Below are 18775 nucleotides of genomic sequence, written 5' to 3' on the forward strand. Positions count from 1 at the left end.
ATGTTATGAGAAAATATTTAAGAAATATCACAGTCGGTGCCGTTCTGTTGTTACTGGCAGGAAGTTGTACCGATAAATTTGAGGAGTATAATACGAATCAATATCAAATTCATGATGCAGACCCTGCTACTTTGATGAAGTCTATGATTGAAACAATTGTGAATATTCAGCAGAATGACTCTCAAATGCAGGATCAAATGGTGGGACAATTAGGTGGCTATTTATGCTGTTCCAACACATGGAGTGGTACAAACTTCAGCACATTCAATCAGAGTGATGCCTGGAATGCTACCCCTTGGAACACTCCGTTTGAAAAAATATATGGGAACTTTTTCCAGATACAGGAAGCAACTAATTCTACCGGACATTATTATGCTTTCTCCTGTATGATACGTGCCATAACAATGCTTCGCATTGCAGATTGTTATGGACCGATGCCTTACAGCCAAGTAAAGAAAGGCAATTTCTATGTATCTTATGATACCCAGGAACAGGTCTATACTAATATATTAAGTGATTTAGCCAATGCAGCTGATGTTTTGTACAACTATTATGTAGAAACAAATGGTAATGCACCATTGGGAGCCAATGATCCGGTTTTCGATGGCAATTATTCAGGTTGGGCTAAGCTAGCCAATTCAATGCGTTTACGTGTTGCAATGCGAATCAGCGGAACATGGCCTGGCATTGCTCAAGAAGCAGCTGAAGCAGCGGTAACACATAAAGCAGGATTGATTGAAAGTAACTCGGATAATGCTATGCTTTCTTGTGGCACACAGAGTAATCCATATCAATTGGCAGCTGTAAGTTGGGGTGACCTGCGTGTGAATGCAAATATAGTAGATTATATGAATGCATATGATGATCCACGTATGCCGAAGTTCTTTAATAAGTCTACCCTTACCGGGAAAACAGATAAGTATGTAGGTATGCGTACCGGAGATGCCAATTTTAAAAAAGCAGATGCAGCAGGATTCTCTATTCCTGCATATACGGCAACTTCTAAATTAATGGTTTTCTGTGCTGCAGAGACAGCGTTTTTACGTGCAGAAGGAAAATTGCGTGGTTGGAATGTCGGTTCTAAAACAGCAAAAGCCTATTATGAAGATGGCATTAATTTGTCAATGGAACAATATCAGGTTTCAGCCACTGAATATTTGAAGATTGACGAAGCTCCTGTCGTATCACATGAAAGTGATGCTGTACAAAATGCTACTGCTACAATTACCAATACAGTGAGTGTGGTGTGGGATGACAGCGAGGCTGATAACGTAAATGGAAAGAATTTCCAACGTGTCATTACTCAAAAATGGATCGCCAATTATCCATTAGGATTGGAAGCATGGGCTGAATATCGCCGTACAGGTTATCCGGAACTTTATCCTTGCATCGACAATCTATCAGATTGTGGCGTGAGCAGCCAACGCGGCATGCGTCGTTTAAGCTTTCCTTATACAGAGGCACAAAACAATAAAGCCAATTATGAGCAGGGAGTAGCAGAACTTGGCGGTGCTGATAATGAAGCTACTGACTTAAAGTGGGCTAAGAAGAACTAATTTATATAATGCATAAAAAGGACTTTTATGAAGAAAATTTATTTATTATACATTGTACTCATATCACTGGCAACGACCTCATTGATCGGTTGCAGTGACTGGACGGAGTCGGAAGCAAAAACTTTTCCCGAATCGATCGTATCGGATGAATATTATGCGGCTTTGCGTGCCTATAAACAGACAGATCACCAAGTTGCCTTTGGCTGGTTTGGTGGCTGGAGCGGTGAAGGTGCCTATATGAAAAGCTCTTTAGCCGGTATTCCTGATAGTGTTGATATTGTTTCTATTTGGGGAAATTGGTCGAACATTACAGAAGCTCAAAAAAAAGATCTCCAATTTTGCCAACAAGTTAAAGGTACTCGTTTTACCATGTGTTTCATTATCAGAAGTGTAGGAGATCAGATTACCCCGCAGAATATTCGTGACAACTGGGAAGAAATGGGATTTTCATCCGAAAAGGAAGCTGTGAATGATTTTTGGGGATGGCCTTCCGATGAATCAAACAAGGAAGCAATAGAAGCATCTATTCGCAAATATGCAAGTGCCATTGCCGATACAGTCAACAAATATAGTTATGACGGCTTTGATATCGACTACGAACCCAATTTCGGTAATCCCGGTAATATCGTAGACGAAGACGATAGAATGTTTGCATTTGTTGATGAACTAGGCAAATATTTCGGTCCGAAATCAGGAACAGGTAAATTATTAGTTATCGATGGCGAACCACAGAGCATAACAGGTAGACCTGAAGTCGGGTTATATTTTGACTATTTTATCATTCAGGCCTACAATAATAGTAGTCCTGGCAGTGATTCTAAACTCGATAAACGTCTTATCACAGGCGGCGTAGCAGGTGCAGGACTTGTTCAGACGTATAGCAGTGTCATGTCTGAAGAACAAATCACGAAGATGACCATCATGACCGAGAATTTCGAGGCTACCGATGCTGCTATGGACGGTGGATATGATTACACTGATCGTTATGGTAACAAAATGAAATCTCTCGAAGGAATGGCACGCTGGCAACCAAGTAACGGATTCCGTAAAGGTGGTGCAGGAACCTATCATATGGAAGCAGAGTATGGAACTTCACCAGAATATAAAAATATACGCCGTGCTATTCAAATTATGAATCCGTCATCACATTCATTACTTAAAAATTAATGTAAACTATGAAACGTATGAATTGTATAAAAATTTTATGCTTCTCCGCAGTCATAACAGGCTTAGGAAGTATAGTAAGTTGTGGAGATGCCAAATACGATACTTTAGATACACATGCTTATATTGAAGAAGCTCTTTCCAGTACAAGTCAAAAAGTGACCGTACAGGCCACTGGAGAAAGTTTTACTACCCTAAATGTGCATCTTAGTAATCTTTCTTCTACAGATAATCATTATAAATTGGTTACAGATCAATCAGTACTGGACACTTATAACCATATAAATGGAACCGGATATATAATGTTGCCCAAAGATTATTATACATTGCCAGAAACAATTACTGTAAAAGCAGGACAATATGCAGCCGATGCCCTTTCTATCGCCTTGAAAGCTTTTAGCCAGGAAATGATGAAATCGGGAGAATCATATGCACTGCCTGTAAAACTAGTGTTGCAAGATGGAAATATTTCACCGATGGAAAATACCGGAACCTTTGTTATTTTGGCAGAAAGTATTATCGAATTTTCAGCCCCAATGTTTGTTGGTGCTCCTAGTCTAAAAGCTAATAAATTCACAGAATCTCCCGAAACGTATTCACAATATACGATAGAGGTTCGTTTCCAAGTAGCCAACACAGCTGACCGTGACCGTGCAGTATTTAAGAACGGAGGAGATGATGCAAACTTTATCCTTTTACGTTTTGAGGATCCTCAAAGTGATAATGAAAATTATAAGGCACATTCATTAGTACAAATTGTAGGACGTAACCGGCTTTATTTGAATCCAAGTAATTCTTTCAAGCCAAACGAATGGCAACATTTAGCATTGGTCTGTGATGGTTCCAACTATCGACTTTACATAAACGGAGTTGATTCGGGTGTGTTGAATATACCAACAGGAGCAACAACTTTCTCTGATGTAAATTGGTTCTGCTTAGGTGATGATTCTTATAGTAGATGGGGAAACTGTAAAATTTTGATGAGCGAAGCACGTATCTGGTCTGTAGTTCGTTCCGCTTCTCAAATTCAGAATAACATGACTCAAGTGAGCCCAAAATCTGTGGGTTTGGAAGCCTATTGGCGATTTAATGAAGGACAAGGCAATGTATTCGAAGATGCAACCGGCAAAGGTCATACTTTGACTACTTCTGCTACTCCTACCTGGATTGACGGTATTTTATCTACAGATAAATCTACCGAATGGAAATAGTAATAATTTAATCGTATGTACATATGAAAAATATATTTCAATCACTATCAATAGCAACTCTACTCGGCTTGTTTGTCCCGTTCATTTCGTCCTGTAGTGATGATGAAGAAGTGTTTAACGAGTGGAATGCTACGTATGTGTCTCTACAGAGAAATGACTATTTATCAGGGAATGTAAAAAAGTTCAATCTGACTCATGATGCGAATGGAATCGGAGGAGATGAAATTAAGATGGCTTTTACTGTAAAAACACAGAAAGCAGTCTCTACAGATATGGTTATCGCATTAAGTGCAAAAAGTGAAACAGAAGGGCTTGATGCAAGCCAGATCGTTTTAAGTTCCTCACAGGTTACTCTCAAAGAAGGACAGATGACTTCTGAAGAAATCACTGCGACGGTTGATCCGACGATATTCGCCGGTATCATGGAAAAAACAAGTTTCTCTTTCAGTGTATCAATCAGTAATGTAACAACCAATGATAAGAACACTGTTATTAGCAGTAGTTTAAGTACATTACCTGTCATTATTAATAAAGCTGCCTACTGCAATCTAAAAAGTGGTACTCCTAACAATAGCCAACTTATCAGTAATCGTGCAGGTTGGATTATTAATGTAGAAGAAGGAGTAGAAGGCGCACCTAATAATTTAATCGATGGCAAGACTGGAACTGACGTTGCTCTAAATAATAAAGGATTCTGGTTTACCGTTGATTTAGGAGAAACTAAGCTATTAACAGGTATCAAAACGAATCATTGGGCAAATGCATATGCTCCTAGAGAAGTGGAAATATTACAGTCTGAAAATGGTACGACATGGAAATCATTGAGTTCATTAGCAATCACCGGTGCTACACAGAATATTACGTTCATTTCTCCTATTACTACACGATATCTGAAATATCAGATTATTACTATCTCTACAAACGGTCGTACAGATGTTACAGAATTTAATGTTTACGAACCCAAAAGTGAGTAAGTATTTATGAATAGATAACTATAAAAATATAGAATAGAGGCTATCAAACAGGCCTTAAGTTCATAAAATCACCCTCATTACAATGAACTGCACCCCAAAAGTTGAACACAAAACTTAAGGAGTGCAGTTCAGTCATGTAGTGAGGGTGATTTTTCGTTTTAAAGACTATCTAATAAAATCCCATTCCAATCAGTTTGCCACTACATATATGCGAAATGCCCCCAGATAAGTTATGTATCTAACTTTTGGGAGCACTTCACATCTTTATATAACGAACAAACCTTAATCTGTCAAGATCTAATTAGACAGCCTTTTAGAAACACTAACCTATCTCTTATTTCTTCATCACCCGGACAATCCGTCCGTCTTTCTTATAAGAGAAATGATTGGTATGCATTAATACATTCAGTATCTCATCAGCAGTGCTATCAGTAGAGAATTCACCGGTAAACCGTTCTGACTTCAATGCTTCATCCTTATAAATAAATTTGATATCGTACAACTTCTCCATAATATTGGTGATTTCCAATAAAGATTGTTGCTTAAATTCCAACTTGCCTTTAATCCAGAGAAGCACATCTGTAGGCTGGTTATATTCAATTAACTCTGCTTGATAAGTATCCGTATTCACATTCAATGTCTGTCCCGGTTTCAGCAAATAGCCATTCTCTTCCGTTCGCGGAGAATCTATCCGTACCAGTCCCTGAAGCAAGGTAGTCACTACCCTATTCTCTTCTTCGCGTGCACGCACATTAAATTTCGTACCAAGCACACAAGTCTTGATTTGCTTACTATTTACTATAAATGGGGCATGTTTATCATGAGACACTTCAAAATAGGCTTCACCCGACAAATCAATTTGACGATCCGAACTCCAGAAAGAATTATGATAAACTATTTTTGAAGATGCATTCAGCCATACCTTACTACCATCCGGTAACACAGTCTGCGCTCTCTGTCCGGCAGCAGTTATCACCTCATAATCCGAAAGTTTATTAGAAAGTAATCCCCAGGCAATTCCACCGGCAAAAACGAGTCCGGTAAGAAAAGCAGCCGCCACAGTTGCATAACGTCCCCAACGGATCGATATACTTTTCCGCTTAGCTTTTTTCTCCTTTTCTCTGATAGCTGATTTAAATTGATCCAATGACGCCTCTGTATCTACAGTATTCATCACCGCTATACGCTCACCTACAAAGAGAGTGTAATAAAGTTGCTCCAAAGTTTTCCGGTTTTCCGGTCTTTCCTCGCACCAAGCTTCCACCCGAGCAGCTTCTTCATCATTACATTCACCTTGCAGGTAATTCACCAAGATAGTTTCATCCATGCTCTTTTATCTTTTTACAAAAAAACTATAATACCTTTGTAGTAATACAGTTGTGAGTACAAATATACTAAAGAGAAAAAGAAAAAAATATTTTTTCTCGCATTTTTATTTCATTTATCTACTTCTTTCATTATTTTTGTCTTACATAAATTAAAAGAGAATGTCACAATCTCCGATATATTTGGATATTAATAATAATAAGTCCGTTATCACTGCCCTAAAAGCAGGAGAAGAAAAAGTTTTTGACGTCGTCTACAGACATTATTTCCGTAGGCTATGTGCTTTTTGTTCCCAGTATGTAGGTGAGCAGGAAGAAATAGAGGAGATTGTACAAGAAACGATGATGTGGCTGTGGGAAAATCGTTGCACTCTTATGGAAGAGCTGACACTCAAAACACTTCTTTTTACGATTGTCAAGAACAAAGCTCTCAACCGTCTTTCCCATTTTGAGATCAAACGAAAAGTTCATCAGGAAATCGTTGATAAATATGATAGTGAGTTCAATAACCCGGACTTCTATTTGAGTGATGAGCTTTTCCGTTTATATGAAGAAGCACTAAAAAAACTTCCGAAAGAATATCTCGAAGCTTACGAGATGAACCGCAATCAACATCTGACGCATAAAGAAATTGCCGAGAAGCTGAATGTATCTCCACAAACGATTAATTACAGGATCGGACAAGCTTTAAAGTTATTACGAGTAGCTTTAAAAGACTATCTACCTTTATTCATACTTATTTTCGGACCTAATTTTTTCGAACAATCATGAAATCAAAATTCGTATTTAGTAGTTCAAGCCTGTTTATCGGACTTTTTCTTTTCTTCTTCACTGAAAACGTGTGTTCACAAGAATCCGCTGATAACTGGACTCTTAAGCAGGCCCGTCAATGGACACAAAAACAAGAATGGGCAAACGGACTGAAGGCAATGCCTCATAAAACAACCGATTATCAGGAATTTGCGTCACAATATCATAAGAACCAGAAAGTGTGGGACAAGACTTTCCAATGGCTAGCTACCCACGACCTTGCGAATATGCCTGCCGGACGATATGAAGTGGATGGCGAACATTGTTACATCAATGTACAGGATGCAACAACACAAGATGTCAGTAAACGTAAAATCGAAGCACATCGCCATGGTATTGATCTGCAATATGTAGTGAAAGGCACCGAACGTTTCGGAATTACTTCAGCAGAATATGCAGAGCCTATCACTGAATACAAACCGGATGTTACTTTCTACAAAGCCAAGAAAATAAAATATGTAGATTCCACTCCGGATACATTCTTCATGTTCTTCCCCAAAAACTTTCATCAGGCATTGGTAAAGGCAGGGAAAGAACCGGAGGACATACGGGTCATTGTTGCTAAAATCGAGTATATCCCATAAACAGAAACATGAGTGAACTTTTAGTCTATAAAGCCTCCGCAGGTTCGGGTAAGACATTTACCCTGGCAGTGGAATATATCAAACTGTTAATTCTCAATCCCCGCGCCTACCGGCAAATTCTCGCTGTCACCTTTACCAATAAGGCAACAGCAGAAATGAAAGAACGCATTCTTAGTCAGCTTTACGGCATACAGATAGGCGATAAAGATTCCGAAGCCTACCTCAACCGAATTAAAGAAGAGACAGGAAAAACCGAACATGAGATACGGGAAGCGGCAGGCGTCGCCCTTAGCTATATGCTGCATGATTACAGCCGGTTCAGGGTAGAGACTATCGACTCATTTTTTCAATCTGTCATGCGCAATCTCGCACGGGAACTGGAACTTAGCCCGAATCTGAATATCGAGTTAAATAACACCGAAGTTCTTAGTGACGCTGTAGATAGCATGATTGAGAAACTAGGACCCACTTCTCCCGTCCTCGCATGGTTGCTAGATTATATCAACGAGCGGATTGCCGATGATAAACGTTGGAACGTATCGGATGAAGTAAAAAGTTTCGGACGCAATATTTTCGATGAAGGTTATATTGAAAAGGGAGAAGGGCTCCGGCAACGGTTACGAAACCCGGATACCATCAAAGAGTATCGTAAGCAACTGAAAGCTCTGGAAACGGAAATACTGGAGCAAATGAAAGGATTCTACGACCAATTCGAAGGAGAACTGGATGGACACGCACTGACTGCTGATGATCTGAAAAACGGTTCACGCGGAATCGGAAGTTATTTTCGTAAACTTAATAATGGTATTTTAGGCAATGATATCCGTAATGCCACAGTAGAAAAATGTCTGGAAGACGCAAAGAACTGGGCAACCAAGACTTCTCCCCGCTACGCGGACATCATTAATGTAGCCAACTCCAGTCTCATGCAAATTCTGGAAGATGCTGAAAAGTTACGTTCCAAGAATAATTTGTTACTGAATAGTTGCCGATTATCCCTGCAACATCTCAACAAAGTACAACTTCTCGCCAATATCGATGAAGAAGTACGTCAGTTGAATCACGACAACAATCGTTTTCTACTATCAGATACGAATGCCCTGCTCCATCAGCTGGTGAAAGACGGTGACTCCTCTTTTGTATTCGAAAAGATAGGAACGAATATCCATAACGTCATGATAGATGAGTTTCAGGATACCAGCCGGATGCAATGGGGAAATTTCAAATTGCTCTTACTGGAAGGATTGTCTCAAGGAGCAGACAGTTTGATTGTAGGAGACGTTAAACAATCCATTTATCGTTGGCGAAATGGAGATTGGGGAATTCTCAACAGCCTGAATGACCACATCGAACATTTCCCGATCCGCGTCAAGACATTAGCTACCAACCGGAGAAGTGAAACCAATGTTATCCAGTTTAATAACCAAATCTTCACAGCTGCCACCAACTATCTGAACGGAGTATATAAGCAACAGCTAGGCAAGGATTGTGAGGATCTGCAGAAAGCCTATGCCGACGTTGTGCAGGAATCTCCACGAAGTACAGAAAAAGGATATGTAAAAGTATCTTTTCTCGAACCCGACGAAGAACATGATTATACCGAGCAGACATTAATTAGTCTGGGAGAAGAAGTAAAACATCTCCTCACCTCCGGAGTACGACTTAATGATATAGCCATCCTAGTACGGAAAAATAAAAGTATTCCCCGAATCGCCGATTACTTCGATAAGGAGCTACACTATAAAGTGGTATCAGACGAAGCCTTCCGCTTGGACGCCTCTCTTGCCATTTGTATGATGCTGAATGCACTGCGATTCCTTTCCGATGAAAACAATAAAATAGCTCGTGCCCAACTGGCCGTAGCCTATCAAAACGAGGTCTTACAGAAAGGACTGGATTGGAATACTCTCCTACTCCTCCCTGCCGAGAATTATCTTCCCGCAGCGTTTTTTGAAAGGATAAAGGAACTAAGACTAATGCCTCTCTATGAGCTTTTAGAAGAACTTTTCAGTATATTCGAGATGAATCTTATCAAAGATCAGGATGCCTATTTATTCGCTTTCTTTGATGCCGTGACCGATTATCTGCAAAGCAATTCTTCCGAGCTGGACGGATTCATCCGGTATTGGGACGAAACATTATGCAGTAAAACAATTCCAAGTGGAGAAGTAGAAGGTATCCGGATTTTCTCCATACACAAATCCAAAGGATTGGAATTCCATACCGTGCTCCTTCCTTTCTGCGACTGGAAGCTGGAGAATGAAACCAATAATCAGCTCGTATGGTGTGCCCCGCAAACAGCACCGTTCAATGCATTGGATATTCTTCCTATTAACTATTCCACTCAAATGGCAGAATCGATTTATGGTAACGACTACCTGCAAGAACGTCTTCAACTTTGGGTAGATAATCTCAATCTACTATACGTTGCTTTTACCCGCGCAGGGAAAAACCTTATTATCTGGAGTAGAAAAAGCCAAAAAGGCACCATGTCCGAACTATTGGCAAACACCCTCCCGATAGTAGCCCAAGAAGAGGGGATTGACTGGGAAGAAGACTGTTACGAGCAAGGACAACTGTGCCCTTCCGAAGAAGAAAGAATAAAGACATCCACAAACAAGCTAACCCAGAAACCAGAAAAACTCCCTATCCGGATGGAATCCATGCGGCATGATATTGAATTTCGTCAGTCCAACCGCTCTGCTGACTTCATTCAGGGCATTGAAGAAGAAGATTCGGACGACCGCTTTATCAACCGCGGACGCATGTTACATACTTTATTTTCTGTCATCGAAACGGCAGAAGATATCGATCCGGCCATCGAACGGCTTATTTTTGAAGGAGTTATCAGAAATGATGAGAAAGAGAAGGTAGCTCGTGAAGTTGCAAAGAAAGCTTTTTCTTCCCCTGAAATTCAAGATTGGTATTCCGGAAAATGGACACTGTTTAATGAATGTGCTATTATCTATAAAGAAAAAGGAGTTTTGCAAACCCGTCGTCCGGACCGTGTAATGATGAAAGACGATCAGGTTGTTGTAGTCGATTTCAAGTTTGGTAAGGAAAATCCTACATATAACAAACAAGTGAAAGGATATATGCAACTTCTTACTAAGATGGGATATAAAAATATCACCGGCTATTTGTGGTATGTGGATGAAGAAAAAATAGAAAAAGTATGAAAGCTGTTCCTCTCATCGGCATTGCCCGCCATCGACTAACGATTGACGGTGAAGGAGTTACAACATTAGTTGCTTTCCATGGCTGTCCGCTGCGTTGCAGATATTGTCTCAATCCAACCTCTCTACAGCCTGATGGCGTTTGGGAGAGATACGATTGTAACCAACTCTACGAGGAAGTACGTAAAGACGAACTTTACTTTCTGGCGAGTTGCGGAGGAGTCACATTTGGAGGTGGAGAACCATTATTGCATAACGAATTCATCCGGCTGTTTCGCCAACTTTGCGGACCGGAATGGAGAATCACTGTCGAAACGTCTCTCAATGTTCCACTACAGAATGTAGAAGAGTTGATTTCTATTGTAGATAATTATATCGTCGACATCAAAGACATGAATAATGGCATTTATCAGCGATATACCGGAAAAGGAAATGAAAGGGTTTTATGCAATCTCCGGTATTTAATCGAAGAAGGCAAAACCGGGAAAATTATCATTCGAACACCGCTCATTCCTTCTTATAATACGGAGAAAGATGTAGACTACAGCATAGAGCTTTTGAAAGAAATGGGAATCACCCAATTCGACCGATTCACCTATAAAACCCCTAATGATTAATGCCATGGCACGAGGAAAACAAACCTGTAAAATCTTAAAAGAGATTCGTCGGCAGATAGCCGAAGCGAATGATATTGAATTCATTACTTCTGAATGTCAGTATCAGGGAGATTGTCTGGGCACTTGCCCAAAATGCGAAGCTGAAGTTCGATATCTGGAGCAACAGCTTGAGCGAAAACGCCGTGTAGGTAAGGCCATCACTCTGTTTGGACTATCAACTGGCATACTAACAATAATACCTCCTATTTCATTGAACGCAGAAACACTACAATGCCCTAAAATGAATTGGACCATTACTGCTGACAGCCTGATACAAGAAAAAGACATGAAAGGGGAAGCTCCCTTTTATGGTCCGGAGAAGCTACCGGAATTTCCCGGAGGAACAGAAAAATTTATAGAATTTCTGAAAGAAAATCTTCGTTATTCAGAAATAGATAGTATTGCTAATAATACATACACTGATGTACAATTCACTATAGATCATGACGGACAAGTTATCAACCCAAAGATTACTCGCAAGATACATCCCAAAGTTGAAGCTGAAATATTAAGAGTCATGTCTCTCATTCCTCGTTGGACACCCGGCATGTTGGCAAATGAGACAGTACAAGTGACATACAATCTGATTCTCTCATTCAGTGCGATGTATGGCCCGGAATTGAGAATCACTTATACTCGTATAAACTATCCTGACGTTTACGAGAAAGTACCTGTTATGCCCGATTTTCCTGAAGGCCAGCAAGCTCTCATGGAATTTCTTGCAAAAAAGATTCAATACCCTAATACAGGAACAGAAGGTAATGGTGTACAGGGGCGTACTATTATTCAGTTCATCGTTGATAAAGAAGGAAATGTAGTCAAGCCAAAAGTTTTACGTGGCGTAGATCCTTATCTGGATAAAGAAGCTTTACGCGTCATTAATCAAATGCCTAAATGGAAACCGGGAGAACTGGAAGATGGTACTAAAGTTGCTGTTTATTTCACCGTTCCTGTTATGTTCCGATTACAATAAATACAAAAATCAGAAAATAGTTTAATCAATATGCAATCATTTCTCCAACTAGTCGCTCATGATTTATATACCAAGATAGGAAACGACCTGTCACGTACGGCACTCGTTTTTCCTAATAAACGTGCTAACTTGTTCTTCAATGAATATTTAGCAGGAGAATCCGATCAACCGATCTGGTCACCAGCTGCCATGAGTATCAGCGACCTGTTTCAGAAACTATCCGTACAGAAAAGCGGCGATCCTATTCGATTGGTCTGCGAACTTTATAAAGTGTTCAAAGAGGAAACGCAGAGTCAGGAAACATTGGACGATTTCTACTTCTGGGGAGAGTTGTTGATTAGTGATTTTGATGATGTAGATAAAAATATGGTCGATGCCGACAAATTATTCAGTAATCTACAAGATTTGAAAAACCTGATGGACGACTATGAATTCCTCGACAAAGAGCAGGAAGAAGCCATACAACAGTTTTTTCAGAATTTCTCCATTGAAAAACGGACTGAACTAAAAGAAAAATTTATTTCCCTTTGGGACAAGCTAGGTACTATCTACCATCGTTACCGTGCAAACCTGACAGACTTAGACATTGCTTACGAAGGCATGCTCTACCGGAACGTGATCGAACAACTCGATACCGACCAACTCAAATACGACAAATACATATTTGTCGGGTTCAATGTATTGAACAAGGTAGAAAATGTTTTTTTCAGAAAACTGAAAGATGCGGGCAAGGCACTCTTCTATTGGGACTATGATATTTTCTATACCCAACAAATCAAAAAACATGAGGCCGGAGAATTCCTGAAACGTAATCTCGAGGAATTTCCGAACGAACTCCCGGAAAGCTTTTTCAACACCTTTAAAGAACCGAAGAAAATACGTTATATCTCCGCTTCTACCGAGAATGCCCAAGCACGTTTCCTTCCCGAATGGATTAAGGCGATAACAAACGATCATTCGCAAATTGCCATAGAAAAGGAAAAAGAAAATGCTGTAGTGCTTTGCAATGAAGCTCTGCTACTCCCCGTACTTCACTCCATTCCGCAGGAAGTGAAAAATGTCAATATCACCATGGGATTCCCATTGGCACAAACTCCTGTTTATAGCTTTATCAATGCCGCAATGGAACTGCAAACCAATGGTTACCGCTCCGACACCGGCCGATTCACTTATGAGGCAGTATCCGCCATATTGAAACATCCCTATACCCAGCAAATCTCATCCCATGCCGGTCCCCTGGAACGTGAACTGACCCAAACAAATCGTTTTTATCCACTCCCGTCGGAACTTAAACAGGATGATTTCCTAACTACCCTCTTCACTCCCCGTAATGGCATAAAAGAACTATGCGATTATCTGATCGAATTAATCAAATACATTTCAACCATTTATCGGAAAGAAGGAGAATACAACGATATTTTCAATCAACTATATAGAGAATCGCTCTTTCAAAGCCATACCAAAATCAACCGTCTCTACAGTTTGATTGAAAGCGGAGAATTAAATATACGCACCGATACTCTGAAACGACTGATTACCAAAGTACTGACATCTTCCAACATTCCTTTCCACGGAGAACCTGCTATCGGAATGCAAGTTATGGGAGTATTGGAAACACGTAACCTGGACTTCCGGAATCTCATTATATTGTCTCTCAACGAAGGACAACTTCCAAAATCCGGAGGAGATTCCTCTTTTATTCCCTATAATCTCCGGAAAGCATTCGGCATGACCACTATCGAACACAAAAATGCAGTGTATGCCTACTACTTTTATCGACTGATACAACGGGCAGAGAATATCACGCTACTCTACAATACTTCTTCGGACGGTCTCAACCGTGGAGAAGAATCCCGTTTCATGCTGCAATTACTTGTAGAAGGTCCGCATGATATCACTCGCGAGTATCTGGAAGCCGGACAATCTCCGCAAAGTACCCAAGAGATACGAGTAGAAAAAACACCTGAAGTACTAAGACGACTCTATCGTGCTTACGATAGCACTAATCCAAATTCAGTGATTCTCTCTCCTTCCGCCCTTAATGCTTATCTGGATTGCCGGTTGAGATTCTACTACCGCTATGTAGCGGGCTTGAAAACACCGGACGAAGTTAGTGCTGAAATTGATTCCGCTCTATTCGGAACCATTTTCCACCTCTCCGCCCAATTGGCATACACTGACCTGACTGCAGCCGGAAAAACAATACAGAAAGAAGATCTTGAACGCTTATTACGCAATGACGTGAAGCTACAAAGCTACGTTGACCAAGCCTTCAAAGAAGAATTATTCAAGGTTTCTCCCGAAGAAAAACCGGAATATAACGGCATACAACTTATCAACTCCAAAGTAATTGTTTCCTATCTGAAACAATTGCTGCGCAACGACCTTCAATATGCTCCTTTCGAAATGGTCGCTATGGAAAAGAAAGTTTCAGAAGAGATAACTATACAAACAGGACAAGGACCGTTCACTCTCCGTCTGGGTGGCACAATCGACCGTATGGATGCTAAAGAAAGTACCCTGCGGATTGTTGACTACAAGACAGGAGGAAGTCCTAAAATACCTGCTAATATCGAGCAACTGTTTACCCCATCGGAAACACGCCCAAACTACATCTTCCAGACTTTTCTATATGCCGCTATCATGAGCCGACAACAATCGTTAATGGTAGCTCCTGCCCTGCTCTACATCCACCGGGCAGCATCGGAAAGCTATTCGCCTGTTATCGAAATGGGAGAACCCCGTAAACCGAAAATACCGGTAAACAACTTCGCTTTCTTTGAAGATGAATTCCGTGAACGCCTACAAGCATTATTAGAAGAAATATTCAGCGAAAAAGAGCCTTTTACGCAGACAGAAGATACTAAAAAATGTTCGTATTGCGATTTTAAGGCTATCTGCAAACGATAGGCCGAAAATAGAATATACCATTAAATAAGGGCACGATTTACATATTCATGCAAACCGTGCCCTTATTATTTCTAGTCGTATTATCTATAGTTATCTTATTTCTCCAACAATGGGATTGAGAAACTAAATGTAGACCCGTCTCCCTTCTTTGAAGTAAACCAAAGTTTACCGCCATTCTTAACAACAAAGTCCTGACACAATAACAATCCGAGTCCCGAACCTTCCTCATTGTTTGTACCAAAGGTACTGAAATGAGTATCGGTATGCAGCAACTTCTTCTGATTTTCATCATCGATACCACAACCGCTGTCTTTCACACTTACGATTGCCATACCGTCTTCTTCTGCCAGTGACACCACTACCTCCGAACCTTCATTGCTAAACTTAATCGCATTACTGATTAAATTACGGATCACCGTCTTAATCATATCAATATCAGCACGGACAGCCATATTTTCCACAGGTACATCCTGTACAATCTTAATATTCTTCAGACTGGCCACCATCGTAAAGATTTCACTTACACCCTCTACCACTTCTACCATATCAATATCCTGATAAACCACTTTTAGTTTACCAATCTGGCTCTTCGTCCATTTCAGCAGATTATCAAGCAATGAGAATACATCTTCAGTTGTCTGATTGGCCATCGTTAGCAATTCATACATCTCCTCACCAATCGTTTCGCTTGGCAGATTCAGAATCAGCATATTCAATACCATCTTGATGGATCCCATAGGCGAACGCAAGTCATGTGCAATCACAGAGTAGAGCTTGTCACGTCCCATAATCGTCTTACGCAACTCTTCCGTTTGTGCAACAATGATTCTTTTCGCTGCAACTAACGAAATCTGGTGTGTCACACGAATAATCAGTTCTTCTTTGTTGAATGGCTTTGAGATAAAATCGTTACCACCCACCTGAAATCCTTTGACGATATCTGCCGTACTGTTAAGAGCAGTCAGGAAGATAATGGGAATTTCAGCCATTTCGGGATCCGCTTTCATTTGTTGAGCCACCTCAAATCCACTGATATCCGGCATCATCACATCCAACAATACTAGATCCGGATTTTCCTTCTTCACTTGTTCCAACGCCTGTGTTCCATTACCGGCAGTCACAATCTTGAATTTCTCGTTGGTCAAAAGTACCTTTAATAAAAGGACGTTTGATATTACATCGTCCACAATAAGGACTTTATATTCGGAAGGATTAATTTCCATATTCATAATTTTCTTTTTTTATGCTTCAGACATTTTTAAAATATTCAATCATACGCTTCAGCCCTTCTTCCAGTTCAACGGTAGGCTGCCAACCCAGTTTCTCTTTAGCCAATGTAATATCCGGTTGTCGCTGTTTCGGATCATCATCCGGCAAAGACTTAAATACAATTTTCGAAGATGAGCCGGTCAGACTAATAATCCTTTCCGCCAGTTCCAACACTGGGAACTCATTCGGATTCCCCAAATTCACAGGTCCTGTAAATCCGTCCTCCGTATTCATCATTCTTATCATTCCCTCAATCAAATCATCAATATATTGGAAACTACGTGTTTGTTTTCCATCACCATATATAGTTATATCCTCATTATTCAACGCTTGAAGAATAAAATTAGAAACAACCCGGCCGTCGTTCGGCAACATTCGCGGACCATACGTATTAAAAATACGGATAATCTTCACACGCACACTGTTCTGACGGTGATAATCCATAAATAACGTTTCTGCGCAACGCTTCCCCTCATCATAACAAGACCGGTAACCTACCGGATTCACATTTCCCCAGTAGCTTTCCGGTTGCGGATGAACGATCGGGTCTCCATATACCTCGCTCGTAGAAGCTTGCAAAATCTTGGCATCCAGCCTCATTGCTAATCCCAACATATTTATAGCCCCCATCACAGATGTTTTAGCTGTTTGAATCGGGTCATGTTGATAATGGATAGGAGATGCGGGACATGCCAAATTATATATTTCATCTACTTCTGCCGAATAAGGATAAGTGACATCATGCCTCACCACCTCAAAATGATGATTATCCATCAAATGAATGATATTATCTTTCGAACCCGTAAAAAAATTATCCAGGCATATCACGTCGTGACCTTCGTTTATAAGCCGAGTACAGAGATGAGAACCTATAAAACCGGCTCCGCCACTTACCAATATTCTTTTCATTCTAAGTTTTTCTATTGTTTACTAAAGAGACGCTGTCCCTTCGTTTTGTTTATGGACACAAATGTAACCGATTTGCTTAAAATAAACAATTTTCGGAGAGGATATTTTAAAAAAAAGAAGATTTAAATAGTTTCAAATTCCGAAACAACTTGCCACAGTGAAATGTTTATAATACAAAAGTACATTTTATTTAGACTATTATGACGATAAATGACCCTAATACAAACCTGATAGAGGCGATGAAAGAAAAGCTTCCGGCAAAAGGTAAACTGGCAGATATGTTAATGGACACACTATACATAGGTAAAGAAGCCGTATATAGAAGATTGCGTGGTGAGGTACCTTTCACGCTACAGGAAGCAGCTCTTGTTTCAAGGAAACTTGGCATATCGCTGGATAAGATTATAGGAACCAGCTTCAAATCGAATGCAATGTTCGACATAAATATCGTAGATTATGATGATCCGTTTGAAAGTTACTATAATACCTTATATAAATATGTATCATTGATTAATACAATGCAGGATGATCCGGAGTCTACCATGGGGACTTCTTCTAATATTATTCCCCAGACTCTCTATCTGAAACATGATCTTTTGGCTAAATTCCGTTTTTTCAAATGGATGTACCAAAACAAATATATTCAGTGTAACAATTTCGATGAATTGGAGATTCCTGCGAAATTGCTCAATATCCAGAAAGATTATGTGGATATGACCCGTCATATTCATTCTATAGATTATATCTGGGATAGTATGATTTTCCAGCATCTCATCAATGACATCCAATACTTCTCTGACGTTCATCTCATTTCGGATGAAGCAAAAATGCAGATTAAAGAGGAATTGTTTCTGCTTACAGACGAACTGGAAGAACTTGCTACACGAGGAAAAACCAAAGATGGCAATACGGTCCGTATCTATGTGTCTCACATCAATTTTGAGGCGACATACAGTTATGTGGAAACCAATTCGCTACAGCTTAGCCTGATACGTGTTTATTCCATCAATTCTTTGACTACCCTGGATCATGAGATATTCCATAGTTTAAAAGAATGGATTCAGTCATTAAAGAAATTCTCCACTCTGATATCCGAAAGTGGTGAAATGCAACGTATTCATTTTTTTAAGCAACAACGGGAAATCATTGATACTCTTTAATTTCCATTTTTTCGTAAAACAGAAGCAAGTAAATTATAGAATTACAATAAATGAAAGTAGATAACCACATTATCTACTTTTTTTCATTATATGCCCCC

Annotated in this window: 14 protein-coding genes; 11 read left to right on the forward strand and 3 right to left on the reverse strand. The window is 40.0% G+C overall.

What is annotated here, in order from left to right; genetic code table 11:
- Positions 1-5: 5 nt before the first annotated feature.
- The 4 genes from DXB58_RS15925 to DXB58_RS15940 are packed head-to-tail and all read left to right on the forward strand — an operon-like array spanning position 6 to position 4905.
- Complete coding sequence (locus tag DXB58_RS15925) at positions 6-1556, forward strand: SusD/RagB family nutrient-binding outer membrane lipoprotein (RefSeq protein ID WP_122137496.1); 1551 nt, start codon at positions 6-8, stop codon at positions 1554-1556.
- Positions 1557-1583: 27 nt separating this feature from the next.
- Positions 1584-2723 carry a glycoside hydrolase family 18 gene (locus DXB58_RS15930; protein WP_122137497.1) on the forward strand — a complete coding sequence of 380 codons (1140 nt, stop codon included), beginning with the start codon at positions 1584-1586 and terminating at the stop codon, positions 2721-2723.
- Between the two features lie 8 nt (positions 2724-2731).
- On the forward strand, positions 2732-3931 hold the full coding sequence (locus tag DXB58_RS15935) for a DUF1735 and LamG domain-containing protein (protein ID WP_122137498.1): 1200 nt from the start codon (positions 2732-2734) through the stop codon (positions 3929-3931).
- Positions 3932-3954: 23 nt separating this feature from the next.
- Positions 3955-4905, forward strand: coding sequence for a DUF4999 domain-containing protein (locus tag DXB58_RS15940; RefSeq protein ID WP_122137499.1), 951 nt, complete (start codon positions 3955-3957; stop codon positions 4903-4905).
- Between the two features lie 334 nt (positions 4906-5239).
- Here DXB58_RS15940 and DXB58_RS15945 read toward each other — a convergent pair whose 3' ends face one another.
- The gene (locus DXB58_RS15945) at positions 5240-6232 is read right to left on the reverse strand and encodes a FecR family protein (RefSeq protein WP_122137500.1); all 993 of its coding nucleotides are present in this window, start codon (positions 6230-6232) and stop codon (positions 5240-5242) included.
- Positions 6233-6392: 160 nt separating this feature from the next.
- Between DXB58_RS15945 and DXB58_RS15950 the strand changes: the two genes are divergently transcribed.
- The 6 genes from DXB58_RS15950 to DXB58_RS15975 are packed head-to-tail and all read left to right on the forward strand — an operon-like array spanning position 6393 to position 15339.
- On the forward strand, positions 6393-7001 hold the full coding sequence (locus DXB58_RS15950) for an RNA polymerase sigma-70 factor (protein WP_004300457.1): 609 nt from the start codon (positions 6393-6395) through the stop codon (positions 6999-7001).
- A complete protein-coding gene (locus DXB58_RS15955; protein WP_004308167.1) occupies positions 6998-7624 on the forward strand; it encodes a YhcH/YjgK/YiaL family protein in 627 nt (208 codons plus the stop codon). Before DXB58_RS15950 ends, DXB58_RS15955 begins: the two co-directional genes overlap by 4 nt.
- An 8-nt stretch (positions 7625-7632) precedes the next feature.
- Positions 7633-10803 carry an exodeoxyribonuclease V subunit beta gene (locus tag DXB58_RS15960; protein ID WP_122137501.1) on the forward strand — a complete coding sequence of 1057 codons (3171 nt, stop codon included), beginning with the start codon at positions 7633-7635 and terminating at the stop codon, positions 10801-10803.
- The gene (locus DXB58_RS15965) at positions 10800-11417 is read left to right on the forward strand and encodes a radical SAM protein (RefSeq protein ID WP_122137502.1); all 618 of its coding nucleotides are present in this window, start codon (positions 10800-10802) and stop codon (positions 11415-11417) included. Before DXB58_RS15960 ends, DXB58_RS15965 begins: the two co-directional genes overlap by 4 nt.
- Entirely contained in the window at positions 11410-12429 is a 1020-nt protein-coding gene (locus DXB58_RS15970; protein WP_122137503.1) for an energy transducer TonB, read from the forward strand. Before DXB58_RS15965 ends, DXB58_RS15970 begins: the two co-directional genes overlap by 8 nt.
- 30 nt (positions 12430-12459) lie before the next feature.
- The gene (locus tag DXB58_RS15975; protein WP_122137504.1) at positions 12460-15339 is read left to right on the forward strand and encodes a PD-(D/E)XK nuclease family protein; all 2880 of its coding nucleotides are present in this window, start codon (positions 12460-12462) and stop codon (positions 15337-15339) included.
- 95 nt (positions 15340-15434) lie between these two features.
- Here the strand turns inward: DXB58_RS15975 and DXB58_RS15980 are convergent, their stop codons facing one another.
- Complete coding sequence (locus tag DXB58_RS15980; RefSeq protein ID WP_008647350.1) at positions 15435-16568, reverse strand: hybrid sensor histidine kinase/response regulator; 1134 nt, start codon at positions 16566-16568, stop codon at positions 15435-15437.
- A gap of 19 nt (positions 16569-16587) precedes the next feature.
- The gene (locus DXB58_RS15985; RefSeq protein WP_008999492.1) at positions 16588-17517 is read right to left on the reverse strand and encodes a UDP-glucuronic acid decarboxylase family protein; all 930 of its coding nucleotides are present in this window, start codon (positions 17515-17517) and stop codon (positions 16588-16590) included.
- A 200-nt stretch (positions 17518-17717) separates the two neighbouring features.
- On the opposite strand from DXB58_RS15985, the gene DXB58_RS15990 reads away from it, so the two are divergent.
- Complete coding sequence (locus tag DXB58_RS15990) at positions 17718-18677, forward strand: hypothetical protein (protein WP_008999491.1); 960 nt, start codon at positions 17718-17720, stop codon at positions 18675-18677.
- The last annotated feature ends 98 nt before the right edge of the window (positions 18678-18775 follow it).

The organism is Bacteroides sp. OM05-10AA (assembly GCF_003439055.1).
GTDB classification, from domain to species: domain Bacteria; phylum Bacteroidota; class Bacteroidia; order Bacteroidales; family Bacteroidaceae; genus Bacteroides; species Bacteroides intestinigallinarum.